Below are 14,484 nucleotides of genomic sequence, written 5' to 3'. Positions count from 1 at the left end.
CGCTAACCGCCGGGCAATTTCTAACTTTACGACATGAAAAACACCTATTTCCTGGCGGCGCTGGCCCTCGGAGCCGCTGCCTGCCAGTCGTCGGGTGCTCCTACTGCCGAAGCGGCCCGCGCCGCGGTGCGCCACTACCTGCAAAGCCAGCCCAATGCCGCGCTCTACGTGCCCGACTCGGCCAGCGTGGTAGAGGTGGCTACCCACTGGCAGGTATTGGTGCCCCGCACCGATTGGGCTCGCCGCATGCCCAGCCGCGCAGCCTTTGCGGTTGATAAGCAAAGCGGCGCCGTAAGCACGCGGGCCGTTAAATAGCCCATTGCCAGGACACTACGGGAGATTTGGCCGGTAAGCGCACCCCTGCCGCGGCCGCAGCCGTATGGCAGGGAAGTACAGTATATTTCCTTGCTTTTCCCAGCTTTTTTATGGACCAGGTAGCCGCTGGCGTGCACCAGCTTCGCATCAAGCGTTTTGTAAACGTGTATTTTATCGAAACCGGCACGCCCGGCGAGTGGGTGCTGCTCGATACCGGCCTGCCCGGCTCGGAGAAAGAGATTATCGCGGCGGCCGACCAGCTGTTTTACCCCGGCTCGCGGCCCGAAGCGATTATACTTACCCACGGCCACCTCGACCACCTGGGCTCGGCCAAGGAGCTGGCGCAGCACTGGCAGGTGCCGGTTATCGCGCATCCGCTGGAGCTGCCTTACCTCACGGGCCGGGCGCTGTATCCGCCGCGCGACCCTACCGTGGGCGGCTCGCTGGCCTTTATGAGCCGGTTTTTTCCGACGCAGCTGCCTAATCTGGAAGGCGTAGTTGAAGCCTTGCCCCTCGACGATGAGCACCCGCCGCACCTAGCGCAGTGGCGCTGGCTGCACGTGCCGGGCCACGCGCCGGGCCAGATTGCCTTGTTTCGCCTGGCCGACCGTACCCTGCTCGGGGCCGATGCCTTTGCCACGACCGACCACGAGTCTATCCCGGCGGTGCTGCTGGGTATTCCCAAAATCAGCGTGGCCGGCGCCCCTTTTAACTACGACTGGCAGCAGTGCCGACAGTCGGTAGCTACGCTGGCCGACCTCGAGCCGGCGGCCATTGGCTGCGGCCACGGCCCGGTTATCACCGGCCCCGAAGCCGCGGCGGGCCTGCGCCGCCTGGCCGATAACTACCAGCTGCCCGCGCAGGGCCGCTACCTGCACGAGCCCGCCCGCACCGACGCCAGCGGCGTTGAGCACCTGCCGCCGCCCGTTGAAGACAAGCTGCCCCGGCAAGCGGCGGCCCTGGGCGCCGGCCTGCTGCTGGCCGGCGCTACCTGGCTGCTGGCCGGCGGTCGCCGCAAGCGCAAGAAGACCAGGGCTTAAGTGCCAACAATTAATTTAGGGCGAAACCCCTGCTGCTGCCCGACTTTTGCTCGCAGGATAGCGGCAGGGGCTTCCTTTTTTAATATATGAAAAATAAAATATTACTGACTACACTCTTTACATTGCCCGCTCCGGGCTTGCCGGTGGCCTTTTATACTACCTATAGCTACACGGCCTACACCGTGGTCGACCTCACTACCGGCGAGCCGCCGACGAGCGTGCCGGGCGTGGGCGGCACGCTGGCCCTGCGAGCCGATGGCACTTACGACAAGCGCCTGAGCTTGCTTATGGGCGACAGCGGCCCCCGGTTTTTCACGCAGCACGGCAGGTTTACGACCAAAGGCGACAGCATTATCTTCCGCTTCACCGACCTCAAAGGGCCCGACGTGCAGCGGGGTACGTTTCGCTATGTGGCCGCTACGCGCCGGCTCACCATCACCATTGATGGGTACCCCAAAGGCAATAAAGGGGTGTATGAGCTGCTGGCGACGAGCAGCCCGCCCGGCCGGAAAAAGTAAGCTCTGCGGGGCCAGCGGCTGGCGGCCAGCTCACGCTTACGCAAGCTGCCGGTAGCTCAGTCGTTATCGTTCCAGTTGTCGCGGTCGGCCTGAATGCCGGTGAGGAACTTGGTTTGCACTTTAATACCCTTGAGCGAACCCCTGGCGCGGAAATAATAGCCCATGTAGAGGCTCGGCACCATAAAGACCCAGGCGGCCGGCCCCGGCTGCGAGGGGTCGAGGAGCACCAGCAGGGCCAGTAGTACCCACACAACAGCCAGGCCCGCCAGTACTTTGCCAAAGGTAGTGCGCGCAAAAATGCGGGGCCGCTCGGCCGCCAGCCCGCTCGGCACCGCCGCGGGCCGGGCCAGCTCCAGGCGGCTAACCAAGGCTTCGGTCCAGTCGTCGAGGCTCAGGAGGCCGGCAGTGGGCTGGCGCAGGCGCTTGCCAAAGCGAAGCTGGGTGCCACCATGCAGCTGAAGCTCCAGTATTTGGTAATAGGCTTCCTGGGGCCGCAGGTAGTTGGCAATGCGTGCCAGCGGCAGCTCCTGGGCCGGCTGGCCGGCGGCTGGCTGAATGTACAGGCTTTCGGGTCGCAGCTCCAGCCGCACGGCGCGGTAGCCCCGGCGCCAGGCCAGGTAGCCTACCGCCAGCAGCGCCACAGCCAGGGCTACTACGCCCGCACTAAAGCCACTGGCGAGGCTTACCAGGCCGATGACGAAGCCGGCGACCGGCGCCAGCACCATCAGCCAGATATAGCCGAGCTTTACTGCAAAGGCTTCGCAGGTAGGGGGGGCTACCGGGTTGGCAGGCTCCCGGTCAGGAGCGGAAAGAGAAGGCGAAGAAGTTTCCATGGGAGCAGGGATAAGTTTGTAAGAAGCAGTCAATCAGTAACTTTTACCAGGTAAGGCAGTGACCCTAGCGTAAGTGGCGGCCGAATGAGTGGGGAGCTGCCCCTTCCGCAATGGTACCAGTGCAGGAGTACAGCCCCAGTGGAATAGCCTTGATAAACAGCTTGGTACCAATGGGCACCTGCCGGGTAATGGCTTGCCCCTGGGTGCCGGCGGGCAGCGGGGCCAGAGGCGTAAGCGTGACGCGCACCGTGGCGCCCGGATAGCGCGTCTGTAGCGCTTGTCCGCCGGGGCCATTCCAGCGGCATTCCACTGCCAGGTCGGTTTTGGGGCAGTCCGACCACTCCCTGGCGTGGGCTTCCCCCGCTGGGCACAAGCCAGCAGCCTGACTATCAGCTGGATACCTGGCCGGCGGTGGGCTACCTACCCCGCCGCTGAGCTGCGCGCCGGCAAAGCAGCTGATACTGATAATGGCGTAGTGGAATTTCATACTCAAGTCGTTTAGCAGTGAGCAGATTATAGCGTAGAGACTTACTTACAGCGGCCTGGCGCCCCCGACCCTACTGCCTGGCCTAATCCGTGCTATTGGAGCCGCTGGGCCTGTCTTTAAGCCGGATACTGTAGGTCTTGCCTTCGCGCTCCACGGTAAGCTTCTGGGTACCATCCCAGTCTTTGCTGGCAAAAGGGCCGGTTTGCCACTTAACGGTAGCAGTGACCCGGTCGAAAGCATAGGTACCGCTGCCCGCACTTTTGCCACCAGGCAGGAAAAGCTGGTAGTTGCCGCCCGGCTGCAGCAGAAAGTATCCGTTGTAGGCGCCAAAGCTGGTAGCGTAGCTATAAATGAGATACTTGCCCATGCGGGGGCCATTGGCGGCCAGCGCATCAGCCTTGGCTTGGGTATTGCGGGGCCGAATCCAGTAGCCTTCTACCCAGTCGTCGGGATGCGCATTATCCTCATAGTGCAGGCGGAACGAAACTTTTGCCGGGCTCACGGCCAGCACCGTAGCCGGGTGGTAGCCATTGGGCCCGGCCTCTACCCGGTCGCCTACGCTCCAAACGCGTACCTGGGCCGAGGCGGTCAGCGGGCCAATCAGCACTGCCAGCACTACTACAACGTTGAACCAGAGCCTGGTTAGCTGGCTGCCAGCTGCCGACGACAGCAATAAGGAGCGCCTGGGAAGTTGGCCGCAACCCGGCTGGGCAGGTTTGTAACGCATAAACCGAGTCGGCTATAGCCGTTTATAAGCCACGTTATCGAAATAAAACCGCACTACGCGGCCGGTTTTATCGTCCATCTCAAAGGGAAAAGCCACGCCGCGCCGGGTCTGGCCCTGGGCATTGGTAAGAGTGAGCACCCAGCCGTTGAGGCTCCAGCGGCCCGCCCCGGCTCCCGAGGCTCCGGCGTCGTAGGTGGTGTTGCCACCCGTGTCTTTGCCGCTGAAGCTGGAAGCGCTGCCCCCGCTGTAAGTACCATCGGCCCGAAAGGTGAGGTCGCTCGATACTGCCGCGCTGCCGCTGCTGGTACTTATCGAGTTGCCCCCTTCAAAGGTGCCGGTTAGCTGCTGGGTATTGGCAAAAGGCTGCACTCCCAGAAAAATACCCGTGTCCCAGTTGAAGGCATTGCTGTGCACGTCTTGCAGGGCGCTGGTGCTCGTGTGGCCATCGGCCCACCTGATGGTAAGCGTGTTGCCCGTCACGGTGTAGCTGCCGCGCAGGCCGGCGGGCAGCGCCGCCAGGTCGGCCGCCCCAAACCCGGTGGGGTTCTGGTAGGCCTGCCCGGCCGGCGTGAAATAGTAAGCTGCCTTTTCCAGCGAGTGGCTGCCAATCCAGTAGCGCGTCATAAAAAACAGGCCCAGCGGCTTGCCTCCCGCTACCCGGCCAGCCAGCGGCGCCGCAATGGCCGCGCCAGCAGGCGCGGCGGCCCGCGTTGCCACGGCCACCGGCCGGGCCGCCGGGGCAGGTGCCGCGGCGGCCGGTGGCAGCCCCTCGCCGGTAAGGGCTTTCTTTTTGGCCAACGCCTTTATCATGCCATCTGAGTCATCGACGCTCATGTAGGCTGCGTAGGCCTGCTGGTAGGTAGTAGCCGCCGCGGCCCGGTTGCCGGCCGCTTCGAGCTGCTGGCCGCGCTGGAAGAGCGCCGCGCCGCTGGCCGCCTGCTGGGCGTGGCTTACCCACGGCAAGCTCAGCAGCGCTGTGTACATAAGGGCATATCGAACACTGGCCATAGTTGTAGCTTTTAGAGGTAGAAGCCGGCCGCTACGCAAGCCTTAGCGCAGGCCGGTATTTTTGTAGGAGGTGCCGTTGAAGCGAAAAATCTTCGTCTGGTCGGTTTTCTCATCCCAGTCGGTGCGGAAGGCTACCCCGCGCGCGGTGCCCTGGGCATCGGTCAGGGTCAGGTACCAGCCGTCGAGCTTCCAATGGCCCGCCTGCTGAGCCCCCGTTGAGGCGGCATCGGTGTTGAAGCTGCTGTTATCGGCGTGGTGCGACTCCGAATGCGAGGCCGCGTAGCTGTCGCGGGTGAAAGTGCCGTCGGGTTTGAGCACAAGCGTGCGGAACGCCGCGAGCGAGTTGGCATCGACAGTCACGGCCGCGTTATGGCCCTCGAAGGTGCCAACCAGCTGCCGCGGGTTGGCCAGGGGGGCCACGCACATAAACGAGCCCTCGCAGCTAAAGCCCGACGGGTCGGCGTGGTAGTGGCCGGTTTTGGTGGTGCCATTGGCCCACTTGATGGTCATCTGCTGGCCGGTTACCGCGTAGGTGCCGTGCTGGCCAGGACCCACTGCCGCCAGCGCCGCAGCCGAAAAATCAGTAGGGTCAACGTATACCTGCCCGGCCGGCGTGAAGTAGTACGTGTGCTGGTTGTTGAAATCGGACGAGCTGACGAAGAAAAATAGCCCTACTGGCTTGCCGCCGGCCGTGCTGCCGGGAAGCAGGCCGGCCGCGCTGGTGTCTTTGCCGCTGCTCGATGAGCAGGCTCCCACTGCCAGGGCCGTGCTTAGCAGCACGCCCCAGGTCAACAAGCTTAGTTTGAGGAAGCGCAACGCATTTTTCATACTATTTTTTGGAAAGAAGTTGAAAAGAAACAGGCGGCCTGCTGCCGCAGGCTCGATAGTTGGGCAGGGTCTGCACTGGCGGGCCGAGGCCAGCCTGCCGGATGGAAAAGACATATAAGCTGCGGCTTGCAACGACAATGAATCGATTTGCGCGGATTCGTGGTCAGTGTACACATTTTGCCAGATTGACTCCCCTCTCCTTTTCATTCCGCGCATCAAGCGGCGTAGGAGCCAGCTCCAAAGGAGGCTCGTGAGGCGAATGCAAGAACAAAACCCGTACACCGACCCGGATTCCGCCATGGCTATCTGTTCCGCATGCTGCTTTTCGCGCATGTATTTCGGCGCTATTTTGCCAGGCCTGGTTCTATAAAATCAGGACAGTCAGTAGATATTACGAAGTGAAAATATTTATATTATTAATATTAATTAAGATTAATTAATCCGTTTATAAGTACTTGGAAAGGGTAAGATGTAAAAAGACAAGGAGTGCTTTACCGTAATTTTCGGTGCTCAGCAAATAGCACTTGCGCTGGTAAGCGGCAGCTAGCTGTGCCAGGCGATACCATCCACTACTAAATCAGCTTATTAACTACTGCCTTAGCGCACTACCAGCGCCCCTTTGCCGCTGGTGGCCACGCGGCGCTGCCCAGCCGACAAGGTGCCGTAGTTGCTTCCAAAGCTGAAGCCCGGCGTGTTGGCATTGAGGCCGGTGAGGTTGCCGCCGCCCGCCGCCACGATATTGCCGCCGCCCGCGGCTACGAGATTACCACCACCGGCGGCTACGAGGTTGCCACCACCCGCCGCCACCAGATTGCCGCCCGCATCGAGCAGCGACACAGCAAAAACCTGGCTGCCCTGGGCCACGACCATTACTGTATTATTGCCCAGCGGGGCCACGCCAATGCGTAAGCCGCTTTGTTGCAGCTGCTTGATGTAGCCCATCAACTCATCGCGGCTGCCCCAGGTGCCATTATTGTACAGATGAATGTTGCACTCGCCCGTCTCACCCTGCCCCACCGGCTTGCGATTGTACAGCTGCTGGTAAATCTGCCCAATCCAGGGGTCGCGGCATTGGGCAGCGGCGCTCAGGGCACCGGTAAGGCATAGCAGCAAGGTTAGCCGCAGCGTGTTCAGCGTAAGCGTATACATAAAGCGGAGGGCTAAAAGGGTGAAAGTGAGGAATGCGCCGGCCCGACAGGGTGCCGGGTGGCTTGCGGATAAAAGTAGCTTTCGGGGTGCCCCGCCGGGAAGAAAGTAGGGCAACCGGGGCTAAAAGTCGATGAAGCGGCGCTGGCGTCGGCCAATACCACGGCTGGTGCTTGAGGAGCGGCGGGCGCAGTGTACCTTGCCCGGGCGCTGGCTGCCTTGTTTGCTTTTGGTCAAGGAGTTGGGCGGCCCCGGAAACTTACTTTCTGCTTTCACATGCTACCTGCCAGCTCTCCACCAGCCTCCTCTCTCCGCTGCGCGGTGCTCGACGACGACCCGCTGAGCTGCGACCTGGTAGCCAGCTACGTGGGCCGCGTCCCAGCCCTGGCTCTGCACGGCACCTTCGCCCAACCGATGGCGGCCTTCGAGTTTCTCAACCGCACGCCCATCGACTTATTAATCAGCGACATCGAGCTACCCGGCCTCAGCGGCCTGGAGCTGGTGCGCAGCCTGCGCCAGCCGCCGCTGGTACTATTTCTTACTTCGCACCCCGAATACGCGCTGCCCACCTACGAGCTGGACGCAGTCGATTTTTTGGTAAAGCCGCTGACGTTTCCGCGCTTTCTGCGCGCCATCGACAAGGCCTTACGGCTGCACGCGGGGCAGTCGTGGGCCGAAGCTGCGCCCCCAGCCGACGACACCTTTTTTATTCGCACCGAGCAGCAGTTTCTGCGGCTGCGCTGCGCGGAGGTGGCCTATGCCGAGGCCATGGGCGACTTTGTAAAGGTGCACCTGCTCAGCGGGGCCGTGCACGTTACGCTGGTCAGCCTCAAGCATTTCGAAGAGCAGCTGCCGGCTCACTGCTTTCTGCGCACCCACCGCTCATTTTTGGTAAACGCGACCCATATCAACGCTGTTACGGCCGATGAGGTCCGACTCGGTCCCACTCTTACCGTGCCTCTGGGCCAGAGTTTCCGCGAGGGCGTGCTGGCCCAGGTGGTGCAGCAGCGCCTGGTAAGCCGCCACCCCGGCAGCGGGCGCTAGCGGCCGGCATCTACTACGGCATTTCGCGCGAGCACCGGCCCATCAGCCGATACGGCTGCTTCCGGGGCAGCTGGCAGCCGCAGGTAAAAGGTAGTGCCCTTACCGGGTCCGGCACTTTCCACTTCCAGCTCACCCCCGCTGCGATGAGCGTAGTCGTGGCTTAGTACCAGCCCCAGCCCGGCGCTGGGGGCCCGGCCTGGGGCTGAGCCCGAGCGGCGGGGCAGGCTAGCGGGCGCCAGCGGCTGGCGTGGGGTAGGCTCGGCCAGCCCCTGGCCGGTGTCGGCCACGGCGAGCTGCCAGCGGCTGCCTTGGCGCTCAGCGGCTATCGTTACGCGGCCGCCGGGCGCAAATTTGAGCGCGTTGCCGAGCAGGTTGCGCAGCACGATACGCACGGCGGCCGGGTCGGCCAGCACCCACTCGCTGCCTCCCAGGGTGTTGCGCAGCGTGAGGCCAGCCGCCTCGGCCGTGGGGCCGAGCAGACTCACGGCATCCTCTACAGCAGCAGCCAGCGACAGCGGCTCGGTGCGCACGGGGCCAGCTACGCGCATTTGCAGCGCGGCCCAGCCCAACAGGTTTTCGAGCAAAACCAACGTTTGGTCGAGGGTTTGGGTAAGGTGCTGGGTGTACTGGCGCAGGCGCTCGGGCGGCAGCGGCGGGCCGCTCAGCAGCTCGACAAACGTGTGCAGCGAGTGCAGCGGGGCTCGCAAATCGTGGCCGATAATAGAGAACAGGCGGTCTTTAGTCGCGTTCAGCTCGGTTAGCTCGGCGCGCTGCTTCTCCACCAGGCGGTTGCGCCGCCGCAGCTGCCAGGCCAGCCACGTAAGGGCCAGCCCGCCCAGCGCTACGGCCACCAGGCCGGCTATCAGGCCCCGCACCTGGCGCTGGCGCAGGCGCAGGGTTTCGGCCTGGGCCGCACTGGTGCGCGCCAGCGCCTGCCGGCGCTCCCGCTCCTGGCTAAGCTGAAAATCGCCCTGCAAGCGGCCAATCTGCTCGGCCTTGGCCTGGCTGAAGAGCGAGTCGTTGGCGGCCTGGGCTTGCTCGGTGTAGGCCAGGGCCTGGCGGTAGTCGCCGCTGGCCTTGGCCAGGGTAGCCAGCAGCGCGGCGGCGCTCTGGGCATCGGGCAGGTCGTGGATGCGCCGGGCCAGCGCCAGTGCCTCGCGGGCGTGGGTGGCCGCCAGGGCCGGCTGTCCATTCTGCTGGTAAGCGCTGGCCAGGCCCGCCAGCGTGGCGGCAATACTACTGTTGTCGGCGGCGGCCCGCAGCAGCGCCAGAGCCTGGGTATACGTGGCAATTGCCTCGGACCGGCGGCCGGCATCGAGCAGGTAATTAGCGTAGCTGCCCAGCACCTGGCCCACATCGGCGGGCTCTTTCAGCTGCTCGAAGCCCGCTATCGCTTTCTTAAAATAGCTTTCGGCTTCCGGCCGGTGCAAGTGGCTTAGCACAATGGCCAGGTCGTGATACGCCTCGGGCCTGCCCCGAAAATCGGGCACCGCGTCGAGGCGCGGCAGTAGCTGCTGGTAGGCCCGCAGCGCCTGCGCATACTCTTTCTGCTTTAGATAAACGTTGCCGATATTGCCCAGCGCGTTCACTTCGGTTTGGGCGTCGTGGTGCTGGCGGGCCAGCTGCACGGCCTCAAACAGCACTGCCACGGCGCGCGGATAATCACCCCGATTACTATATATGGAACCCAAACCATTCAGCGCCTGCGCCGTGCGTGGCCAGTCGCCGCGCGCCTCAAAAAAACGCCGGGCTGCCTGCACCGATTCCAGCGCGCAGGCGTAGTCGTCCTGGGCATTGCAGAGGCGGGCGCGGTTGAGCAGCGCCGAGCCCATTTTACGCGTTTCGTGCAGCCGATGCCCCAGCGCAATGGCCGAGTCGAGCAGCACCCGCGCCCGCGGAAAATTCCCCTCGTTCTGGTAGCTCACGCCCAGCGCGCTAAGTGCCCGCACCTGCCCGGTGGCAAAATGCAGCTGCTCACTCAGGTGCTGGGCGCGCCGCAGGGTGGCGCGCGCCTCGGCGTAGCGCCCCAGCTGAGCCAGGTCGAAACCCAGCTCGTTGAGCGTTTGGGCATGGCTGGTGTCGGCGGGCTCAACGGCCGCGCGGCGGCGCAGACTATCGACTTCGGCCTGCGGACCAGGCCGGCCACCAGCGAGGGCTTTTCCGGCCCATATTTCCCCACAAAAGACCAGCGCCAGCGCCAGCCGTTTCCAAGTAATGAGTTGACCCATACTACCTAGCGTTAGGCGCACAAGGTAGCAGAAAATCTGAAGTTTTGGTGCACCTGGCTGCCCCTGCCGGCTCGGCTTGCCGCCCCCGCCCCAACCTTGCTAACTTGCGCCCGCATTCGGGCCGCTCCTCCCACCCCGCCGCCTTAATTGCTCATTGCTCACTGTTAATTGATAATTGAAAAGATGGGACGCGCATTTGAATTCCGGAAAGGCCGCAAAATGAAGCGCTGGGACCGGATGTCGAAAGACTTCACCCGCATCGGCAAGGAAATCGTAATGGCCGTGAAAGAAGGCGGCCCCAACCCCGATACCAACGCCCGCCTGCGCACGGCCATGCAAAACGCTAAAGGCGTGAACATGCCCAAAGACCGCGTAGAGGCCGCTGTGAAGCGCGCCACCGGCAAGGACGAGAAGGACTACCAGGAAGTGGTGTATGAAGGCTACGGCCCGCACGGCGTAGCCATCGTGGTCGAAACGGCCACCGACAACCCCACCCGCACCGTAAGTAACGTGCGCCTGTACTTCAACCGCAACAACGGCGCGCTGGGCACGGCCGGCAGCTCCGACTACACCTTCACCCGCAAGGGCGTGTTTAAGCTGGCCGCCGAAGGGCTCGACCGCGACGAGCTGGAGCTGGAGCTCATCGACGCCGGGGCCGAAGACGTGTACGAAACCACCGAGGAAGATGAGCACGGTGCCGAGCACAAGTACATGGTAGTCGAAACGGCTTTTACCGATTTTGGTCAAATGCAGAAAGCCCTGGATACCAAAGGGGTAAACATTGTAAGCGCTACCTTGCAGCGCGTGCCCAACACCACCGTTTCGCTCAACGACGAGCAGGCCGAGGAAGTCGAGAAGCTCATCGACAAGCTGGAGGAGGACGAAGACGTGCAGGCCGTGTACCACACGATGGGGTAGATATTTATTTCTTCATAATTATTACGCAATTGTGCGGATAGCTTTACCACATAACTTCAATGCTCTAGCACTTCTGCCTTCCGATGACGTTTCGCCGCCTGTTCCTTGTTGCGCCCGCAGTAGCGGCCCTGTTTCTTACCGGCTGCAAAAAGGATGAGCCGTCGCCTACCACTGGCAATGTGCACATTACCTATACCTACGACGCGATATTTTACGGCTATTCACTCTTCACGGAGGAGGGCTGGCGTACTTATATCCTTACCGGAAGTGGCGGCCCATTGCGAAGCGGCTCGTCTTCCGACCGGCCGCCAATCGTCATATCAAATACCCGCTTGAAGACTGAAATAATTATCAGCACGCTAAATCCAGGCAATTATGTGTTCGTTATTCAATCTTCTACAGCTAAAACTGTGCAGGTAGTAGCCGGGCAAACCACTTCCTACACGTTCGACTTATAGCGTATTGGCGTGTTTCGGCATGTACCTGAGCGCCGCTAGTCTTGCCCGACTAGCGGCGTTTGTCGTTTCTTGCGATTCCTTATGAAAATTCTACCACTCCTCCCCTGCCTGCTGCCCTTGGCGGCCCTGGCCCAGCCCTCCGCCCCCCAGCCTGCCCCCGACCCCAACATCCAGCGCTGGGTAAATGAGGTGTCGAGTAAAAACCTCGAAGCCGACGTGCGCAAGCTGGTCAGCTTCGGCACCCGCCACACCCTGAGCGATACCAAGAGCAAGACGCGCGGCATCGGCGCGGCCCGCCAGTACGTGTTCGACGAGTTTAAGAAGTACAGCAAGGCCGGTGGCGGGCGCATGGCTGTCGAGATGGACACCTTCACGCTGAAGGCCGACGGCAAACGCGTCGATAAAACCACGCTCATGGCCAACGTGCTGGCCACCATTCCCGGCACCGACCCCACCGATACCCGCGTGCTTATCATGAGCGGCCACATCGACTCGCGCGTGACCGACGTGATGAACCGCACCGCCGACGCACCCGGCGCCAACGACGACGCCAGCGGCGTGGCCGCCGTGATGGAAGTAGCCCGCGTGCTGGCCGGCCAGAAATTCCCCTGCACCATCCGCCTCGTGGCCGTGCAGGGCGAAGAGCAGGGCCTGCTCGGCTCCGACCACCTCGCCAAGCGCGCTAAAAAGGAGGGCTGGAATGTGATAGCGATGCTCAACAACGACATCGTGGGCAACTCGCACGGCTACGACCCCGAAATCACGGATACGCTGCACCTGCGCGTATTCAGCGAGGGCGTGCCGGCCACCGAAACGCCCGAGCAGGCGCGCATCCGCCGCCAGCTCAGCTCCGAAAACGACGCGCCCAGCCGCCAGCTTGCTCGCTACGCCCAAACTGCCGCCCGCCAGTACGTGAGCGCCGGCGGTTACTCGGTGCTGCTGGAGTATCGCCCCGACCGCTTCCTGCGCGGCGGCGACCACACGCCCTTCAACCAGCAGGGCTACGCGGCCGTGCGCTTCACCGAAACCAACGAAAACTTCAACCATCAGCACCAGGACCTGCGCACCGAAAACGGCCTCGTGTACGGCGACAAAACGGAGTTCATGGATTTCCGCTACCTGCGCCGCACCACCCAGGTCAACCTGGCCACCCTGGCCAGCCTGGCGCTGGCCCCCGCCGCCCCGCAAAAAGTGGAAGTGCTCACCGCCAAGCTCACCAACCGCACCGAGCTGCGCTGGCAGGCACCGCAAGGCGGCCCCGCCCCCGCCGGCTACGTGGTGCTGGCCCGCGAAACCAGCGCCCCGCAGTGGCAGCAGCGCTTCCCGGTAAGCGGCACTACGGCCGACCTGGCCATCAGCAAGGATAATTACATTTTTGGCGTGGTGAGCATTGATGCGGCCGGGCACGAGAGTGCGGCCGTGCTGCCGGTGGTGGGGCGGTAGCTATTCGCTGGATTTACTACTTACTCAATCTAGTTATCACTGATTGAAGATGAACGCTTATGGCAAAAAAGAGCGTCATGAATTGACAAGTTCAGCATGACGCTCTTTTTGCAATCACTTGAGAGACAATTAGTAATAACCTTATACTACATACATACACATAAACACTTCAGGGCTCGCTGATAGTAGATATTAAATTTATCTTCAATGGATAAGACATTCAAAATCCTACCGAACAAAGTACAGTCATTGGTAATACGCGACCTCAAGAAAAGTGGAATCACTGTTTTTATAAGTACAGCCACGCTTTTTTTATTATTAATGCTTGCTTTTAAAGGCATTTCTCCTATCAAAAATGCATTTATTCTTTTCTTAAGCTTAATAGCAATCATCGTAACTATATTATTTTTCATTTTTTGGCAAACATATAACTTCAAAAAATTATTTTACGCTAATTACAAGATAATTATTACTAATAATCAAATAAGAAAAATTATTGACTTCAGTAAAAAAGAGTCGTTATTTAGAATAAATAGGATGCCCCTAGAAAATACAAAGCAAATTTATCCACAAAATAATATTGCGATAAATATTAAAGACATAGATAAGATTATCGAAACGGCACACGGGCTACTTATTAAAACTAAATATGCAAATAATTTTTTTGGCTCAGGGCAGATTCTTATTCCTAAAGAAATAGAGAGCTATGGAGAAATAAATAATATATTGAGCATTCAGATTGCCCCAGCTGGCGCGGGTTTAGCCCAGCGTAACTCCAACCTTCCGGGGGAGGCTGTACCTCCCATAGAACGACCCGTTTGAACAGCTTGGCGGCGCAGTGCCCCCTGTACCGGCGCGAGTTTTGGCGCAGCCGTAACTCGTGACATATTTTCGGGGGAGGCTGTGCCTCCCATAGAACGAGCTAGCCGAACAGCACTAGCGGCACGTTTCCGGCTTGCCGCTGGCGCGGCAGTGGAGGTACAACCTCCACGGTGTAATCGGCACGAGTTACGGCTGCGCCTAAACTCGCGCCAGTTAAGTGTTAGTATAGAAAGGTATTCCTGTCTACATTAACCAGGAAACCTTTTTATTTTCGGGGCAGTAGCTATGAGCAACAAGAAAAACAGCTTTACGAAGCCAACAAGTAATTTTTTAGGCGTTGCCTTTCTATTATTCTTATTTCCTGCTTATGTACTTTTAGGCATCGTATCAATTTTAGGAAACGCTGGCTTCGAGTGCGAAGAATCGATGAAAATAGTCTGGTACATTGCAACATGCATTTGTGGGCTACTACCTATTATTTTTTTCTTTTATTTAAGGAATTCAAAAACGTGGTTTTCTGATTCCCAAATCAAGGTTCGAATAATAATTTTCAATTCTATACTCTACGCATTTATTCCAGCAGTTTTGGAACCGTGTTGGAGTACTACCCGTACCTTGTGCTACGTCACTGATGGCCAGAATGGAATTGAGTTGGCGTTTAGTGCCTGG

General features: G+C 60.4%; 15 protein-coding genes. 8 read left to right on the top strand and 7 right to left on the bottom strand.

Annotation, left to right across the window (positions count from 1 at the left end; genetic code table 11):
• Positions 1–33 precede the first annotated feature (33 nt).
• The 3 genes from F6X24_RS09845 (at position 34) to F6X24_RS09835 (ending at position 1,873) form a co-directional block, all read left to right on the top strand.
• Complete coding sequence (locus F6X24_RS09845) at positions 34–315, top strand: hypothetical protein (protein ID WP_151087829.1); 282 nt, start codon at positions 34–36, stop codon at positions 313–315.
• A 110-nt stretch (positions 316–425) separates the two neighbouring features.
• Positions 426–1,355 (top strand): MBL fold metallo-hydrolase, encoded by a 930-nt coding sequence (locus tag F6X24_RS09840; RefSeq protein WP_151087828.1) that lies wholly within the window; start codon positions 426–428, stop codon positions 1,353–1,355.
• 86 nt (positions 1,356–1,441) lie between these two features.
• Entirely contained in the window at positions 1,442–1,873 is a 432-nt protein-coding gene (locus F6X24_RS09835) for a hypothetical protein (RefSeq protein ID WP_151087827.1), read from the top strand.
• A gap of 56 nt (positions 1,874–1,929) precedes the next feature.
• Here the strand turns inward: F6X24_RS09835 and F6X24_RS09830 are convergent, their stop codons facing one another.
• The 6 genes from F6X24_RS09830 to F6X24_RS09805 form a co-directional block, all read right to left on the bottom strand.
• Positions 1,930–2,706: a hypothetical protein gene (locus tag F6X24_RS09830; RefSeq protein WP_151087826.1), complete on the bottom strand. Its 777-nt coding sequence runs from the start codon at positions 2,704–2,706 to the stop codon at positions 1,930–1,932.
• Positions 2,707–2,770: 64 nt separating this feature from the next.
• Entirely contained in the window at positions 2,771–3,193 is a 423-nt protein-coding gene (locus F6X24_RS09825; RefSeq protein ID WP_151087825.1) for a hypothetical protein, read from the bottom strand.
• Between the two features lie 82 nt (positions 3,194–3,275).
• Entirely contained in the window at positions 3,276–3,920 is a 645-nt protein-coding gene (locus F6X24_RS09820; protein ID WP_151087824.1) for a hypothetical protein, read from the bottom strand.
• A 12-nt stretch (positions 3,921–3,932) separates the two neighbouring features.
• A complete protein-coding gene (locus F6X24_RS09815; RefSeq protein ID WP_151087823.1) occupies positions 3,933–4,904 on the bottom strand; it encodes a hypothetical protein in 972 nt (323 codons plus the stop codon).
• Between the two features lie 66 nt (positions 4,905–4,970).
• On the bottom strand, positions 4,971–5,756 hold the full coding sequence (locus F6X24_RS09810) for a hypothetical protein (protein WP_151087822.1): 786 nt from the start codon (positions 5,754–5,756) through the stop codon (positions 4,971–4,973).
• A 597-nt stretch (positions 5,757–6,353) separates the two neighbouring features.
• Complete coding sequence (locus F6X24_RS09805; protein WP_151087821.1) at positions 6,354–6,905, bottom strand: hypothetical protein; 552 nt, start codon at positions 6,903–6,905, stop codon at positions 6,354–6,356.
• A 273-nt stretch (positions 6,906–7,178) separates the two neighbouring features.
• Between F6X24_RS09805 and F6X24_RS09800 the strand changes: the two genes are divergently transcribed.
• Complete coding sequence (locus F6X24_RS09800; RefSeq protein WP_151087820.1) at positions 7,179–7,946, top strand: LytR/AlgR family response regulator transcription factor; 768 nt, start codon at positions 7,179–7,181, stop codon at positions 7,944–7,946.
• On the opposite strand, the gene F6X24_RS09795 is transcribed toward F6X24_RS09800, so the two are convergent.
• Entirely contained in the window at positions 7,943–10,195 is a 2,253-nt protein-coding gene (locus F6X24_RS09795; RefSeq protein ID WP_191906275.1) for an ATP-binding protein, read from the bottom strand. The genes F6X24_RS09800 and F6X24_RS09795 overlap by 4 nt on opposite strands.
• Before the next feature lie 162 nt (positions 10,196–10,357).
• Here F6X24_RS09795 and F6X24_RS09790 point away from each other — a divergent pair, with 162 nt between their 5' ends.
• From F6X24_RS09790 to F6X24_RS09775, 4 genes are all read left to right on the top strand, one after another.
• Positions 10,358–11,092 carry a YebC/PmpR family DNA-binding transcriptional regulator gene (locus F6X24_RS09790; RefSeq protein WP_151087818.1) on the top strand — a complete coding sequence of 245 codons (735 nt, stop codon included), beginning with the start codon at positions 10,358–10,360 and terminating at the stop codon, positions 11,090–11,092.
• Between the two features lie 83 nt (positions 11,093–11,175).
• Positions 11,176–11,550 carry a hypothetical protein gene (locus F6X24_RS09785; RefSeq protein ID WP_151087817.1) on the top strand — a complete coding sequence of 125 codons (375 nt, stop codon included), beginning with the start codon at positions 11,176–11,178 and terminating at the stop codon, positions 11,548–11,550.
• 81 nt (positions 11,551–11,631) lie between these two features.
• Positions 11,632–12,993: a M20/M25/M40 family metallo-hydrolase gene (locus F6X24_RS09780; protein WP_151087816.1), complete on the top strand. Its 1,362-nt coding sequence runs from the start codon at positions 11,632–11,634 to the stop codon at positions 12,991–12,993.
• Between the two features lie 207 nt (positions 12,994–13,200).
• On the top strand, positions 13,201–13,815 hold the full coding sequence (locus F6X24_RS09775) for a hypothetical protein (RefSeq protein WP_151087815.1): 615 nt from the start codon (positions 13,201–13,203) through the stop codon (positions 13,813–13,815).
• Positions 13,816–14,484 lie beyond the last annotated feature (669 nt).

The organism is Hymenobacter baengnokdamensis, from assembly GCF_008728635.1.
GTDB classification, from domain to species: domain Bacteria; phylum Bacteroidota; class Bacteroidia; order Cytophagales; family Hymenobacteraceae; genus Hymenobacter; species Hymenobacter baengnokdamensis.
The sequence above is the reverse complement of the archived record's forward strand: the minus strand, read 5'-3'. Positions and strand labels throughout refer to the sequence as shown.

Excerpts from the sequence above, each read along its gene's own strand:
- F6X24_RS09845 (WP_151087829.1), top strand. The coding sequence starts at position 34 with ATGAAAAACACCTATTTCCTGGCGGCGCTGGCCCTCGGAGCCGCTGCC.
- F6X24_RS09840 (WP_151087828.1), top strand. The coding sequence starts at position 426 with ATGGACCAGGTAGCCGCTGGCGTGCACCAGCTTCGCATCAAGCGTTTT.
- F6X24_RS09835 (WP_151087827.1), top strand. The coding sequence starts at position 1,442 with ATGAAAAATAAAATATTACTGACTACACTCTTTACATTGCCCGCTCCG.
- F6X24_RS09830 (WP_151087826.1), bottom strand. The coding sequence starts at position 2,706 with ATGGAAACTTCTTCGCCTTCTCTTTCCGCTCCTGACCGGGAGCCTGCC.
- F6X24_RS09825 (WP_151087825.1), bottom strand. The coding sequence starts at position 3,193 with ATGAAATTCCACTACGCCATTATCAGTATCAGCTGCTTTGCCGGCGCG.
- F6X24_RS09820 (WP_151087824.1), bottom strand. The coding sequence starts at position 3,920 with ATGCGTTACAAACCTGCCCAGCCGGGTTGCGGCCAACTTCCCAGGCGC.
- F6X24_RS09815 (WP_151087823.1), bottom strand. The coding sequence starts at position 4,904 with ATGTACACAGCGCTGCTGAGCTTGCCGTGGGTAAGCCACGCCCAGCAG.
- F6X24_RS09810 (WP_151087822.1), bottom strand. The coding sequence starts at position 5,756 with ATGAAAAATGCGTTGCGCTTCCTCAAACTAAGCTTGTTGACCTGGGGC.
- F6X24_RS09805 (WP_151087821.1), bottom strand. The coding sequence starts at position 6,905 with ATGTATACGCTTACGCTGAACACGCTGCGGCTAACCTTGCTGCTATGC.
- F6X24_RS09800 (WP_151087820.1), top strand. The coding sequence starts at position 7,179 with ATGCTACCTGCCAGCTCTCCACCAGCCTCCTCTCTCCGCTGCGCGGTG.
- F6X24_RS09790 (WP_151087818.1), top strand. The coding sequence starts at position 10,358 with ATGGGACGCGCATTTGAATTCCGGAAAGGCCGCAAAATGAAGCGCTGG.
- F6X24_RS09785 (WP_151087817.1), top strand. The coding sequence starts at position 11,176 with ATGACGTTTCGCCGCCTGTTCCTTGTTGCGCCCGCAGTAGCGGCCCTG.
- F6X24_RS09780 (WP_151087816.1), top strand. The coding sequence starts at position 11,632 with ATGAAAATTCTACCACTCCTCCCCTGCCTGCTGCCCTTGGCGGCCCTG.
- F6X24_RS09775 (WP_151087815.1), top strand. The coding sequence starts at position 13,201 with ATGGATAAGACATTCAAAATCCTACCGAACAAAGTACAGTCATTGGTA.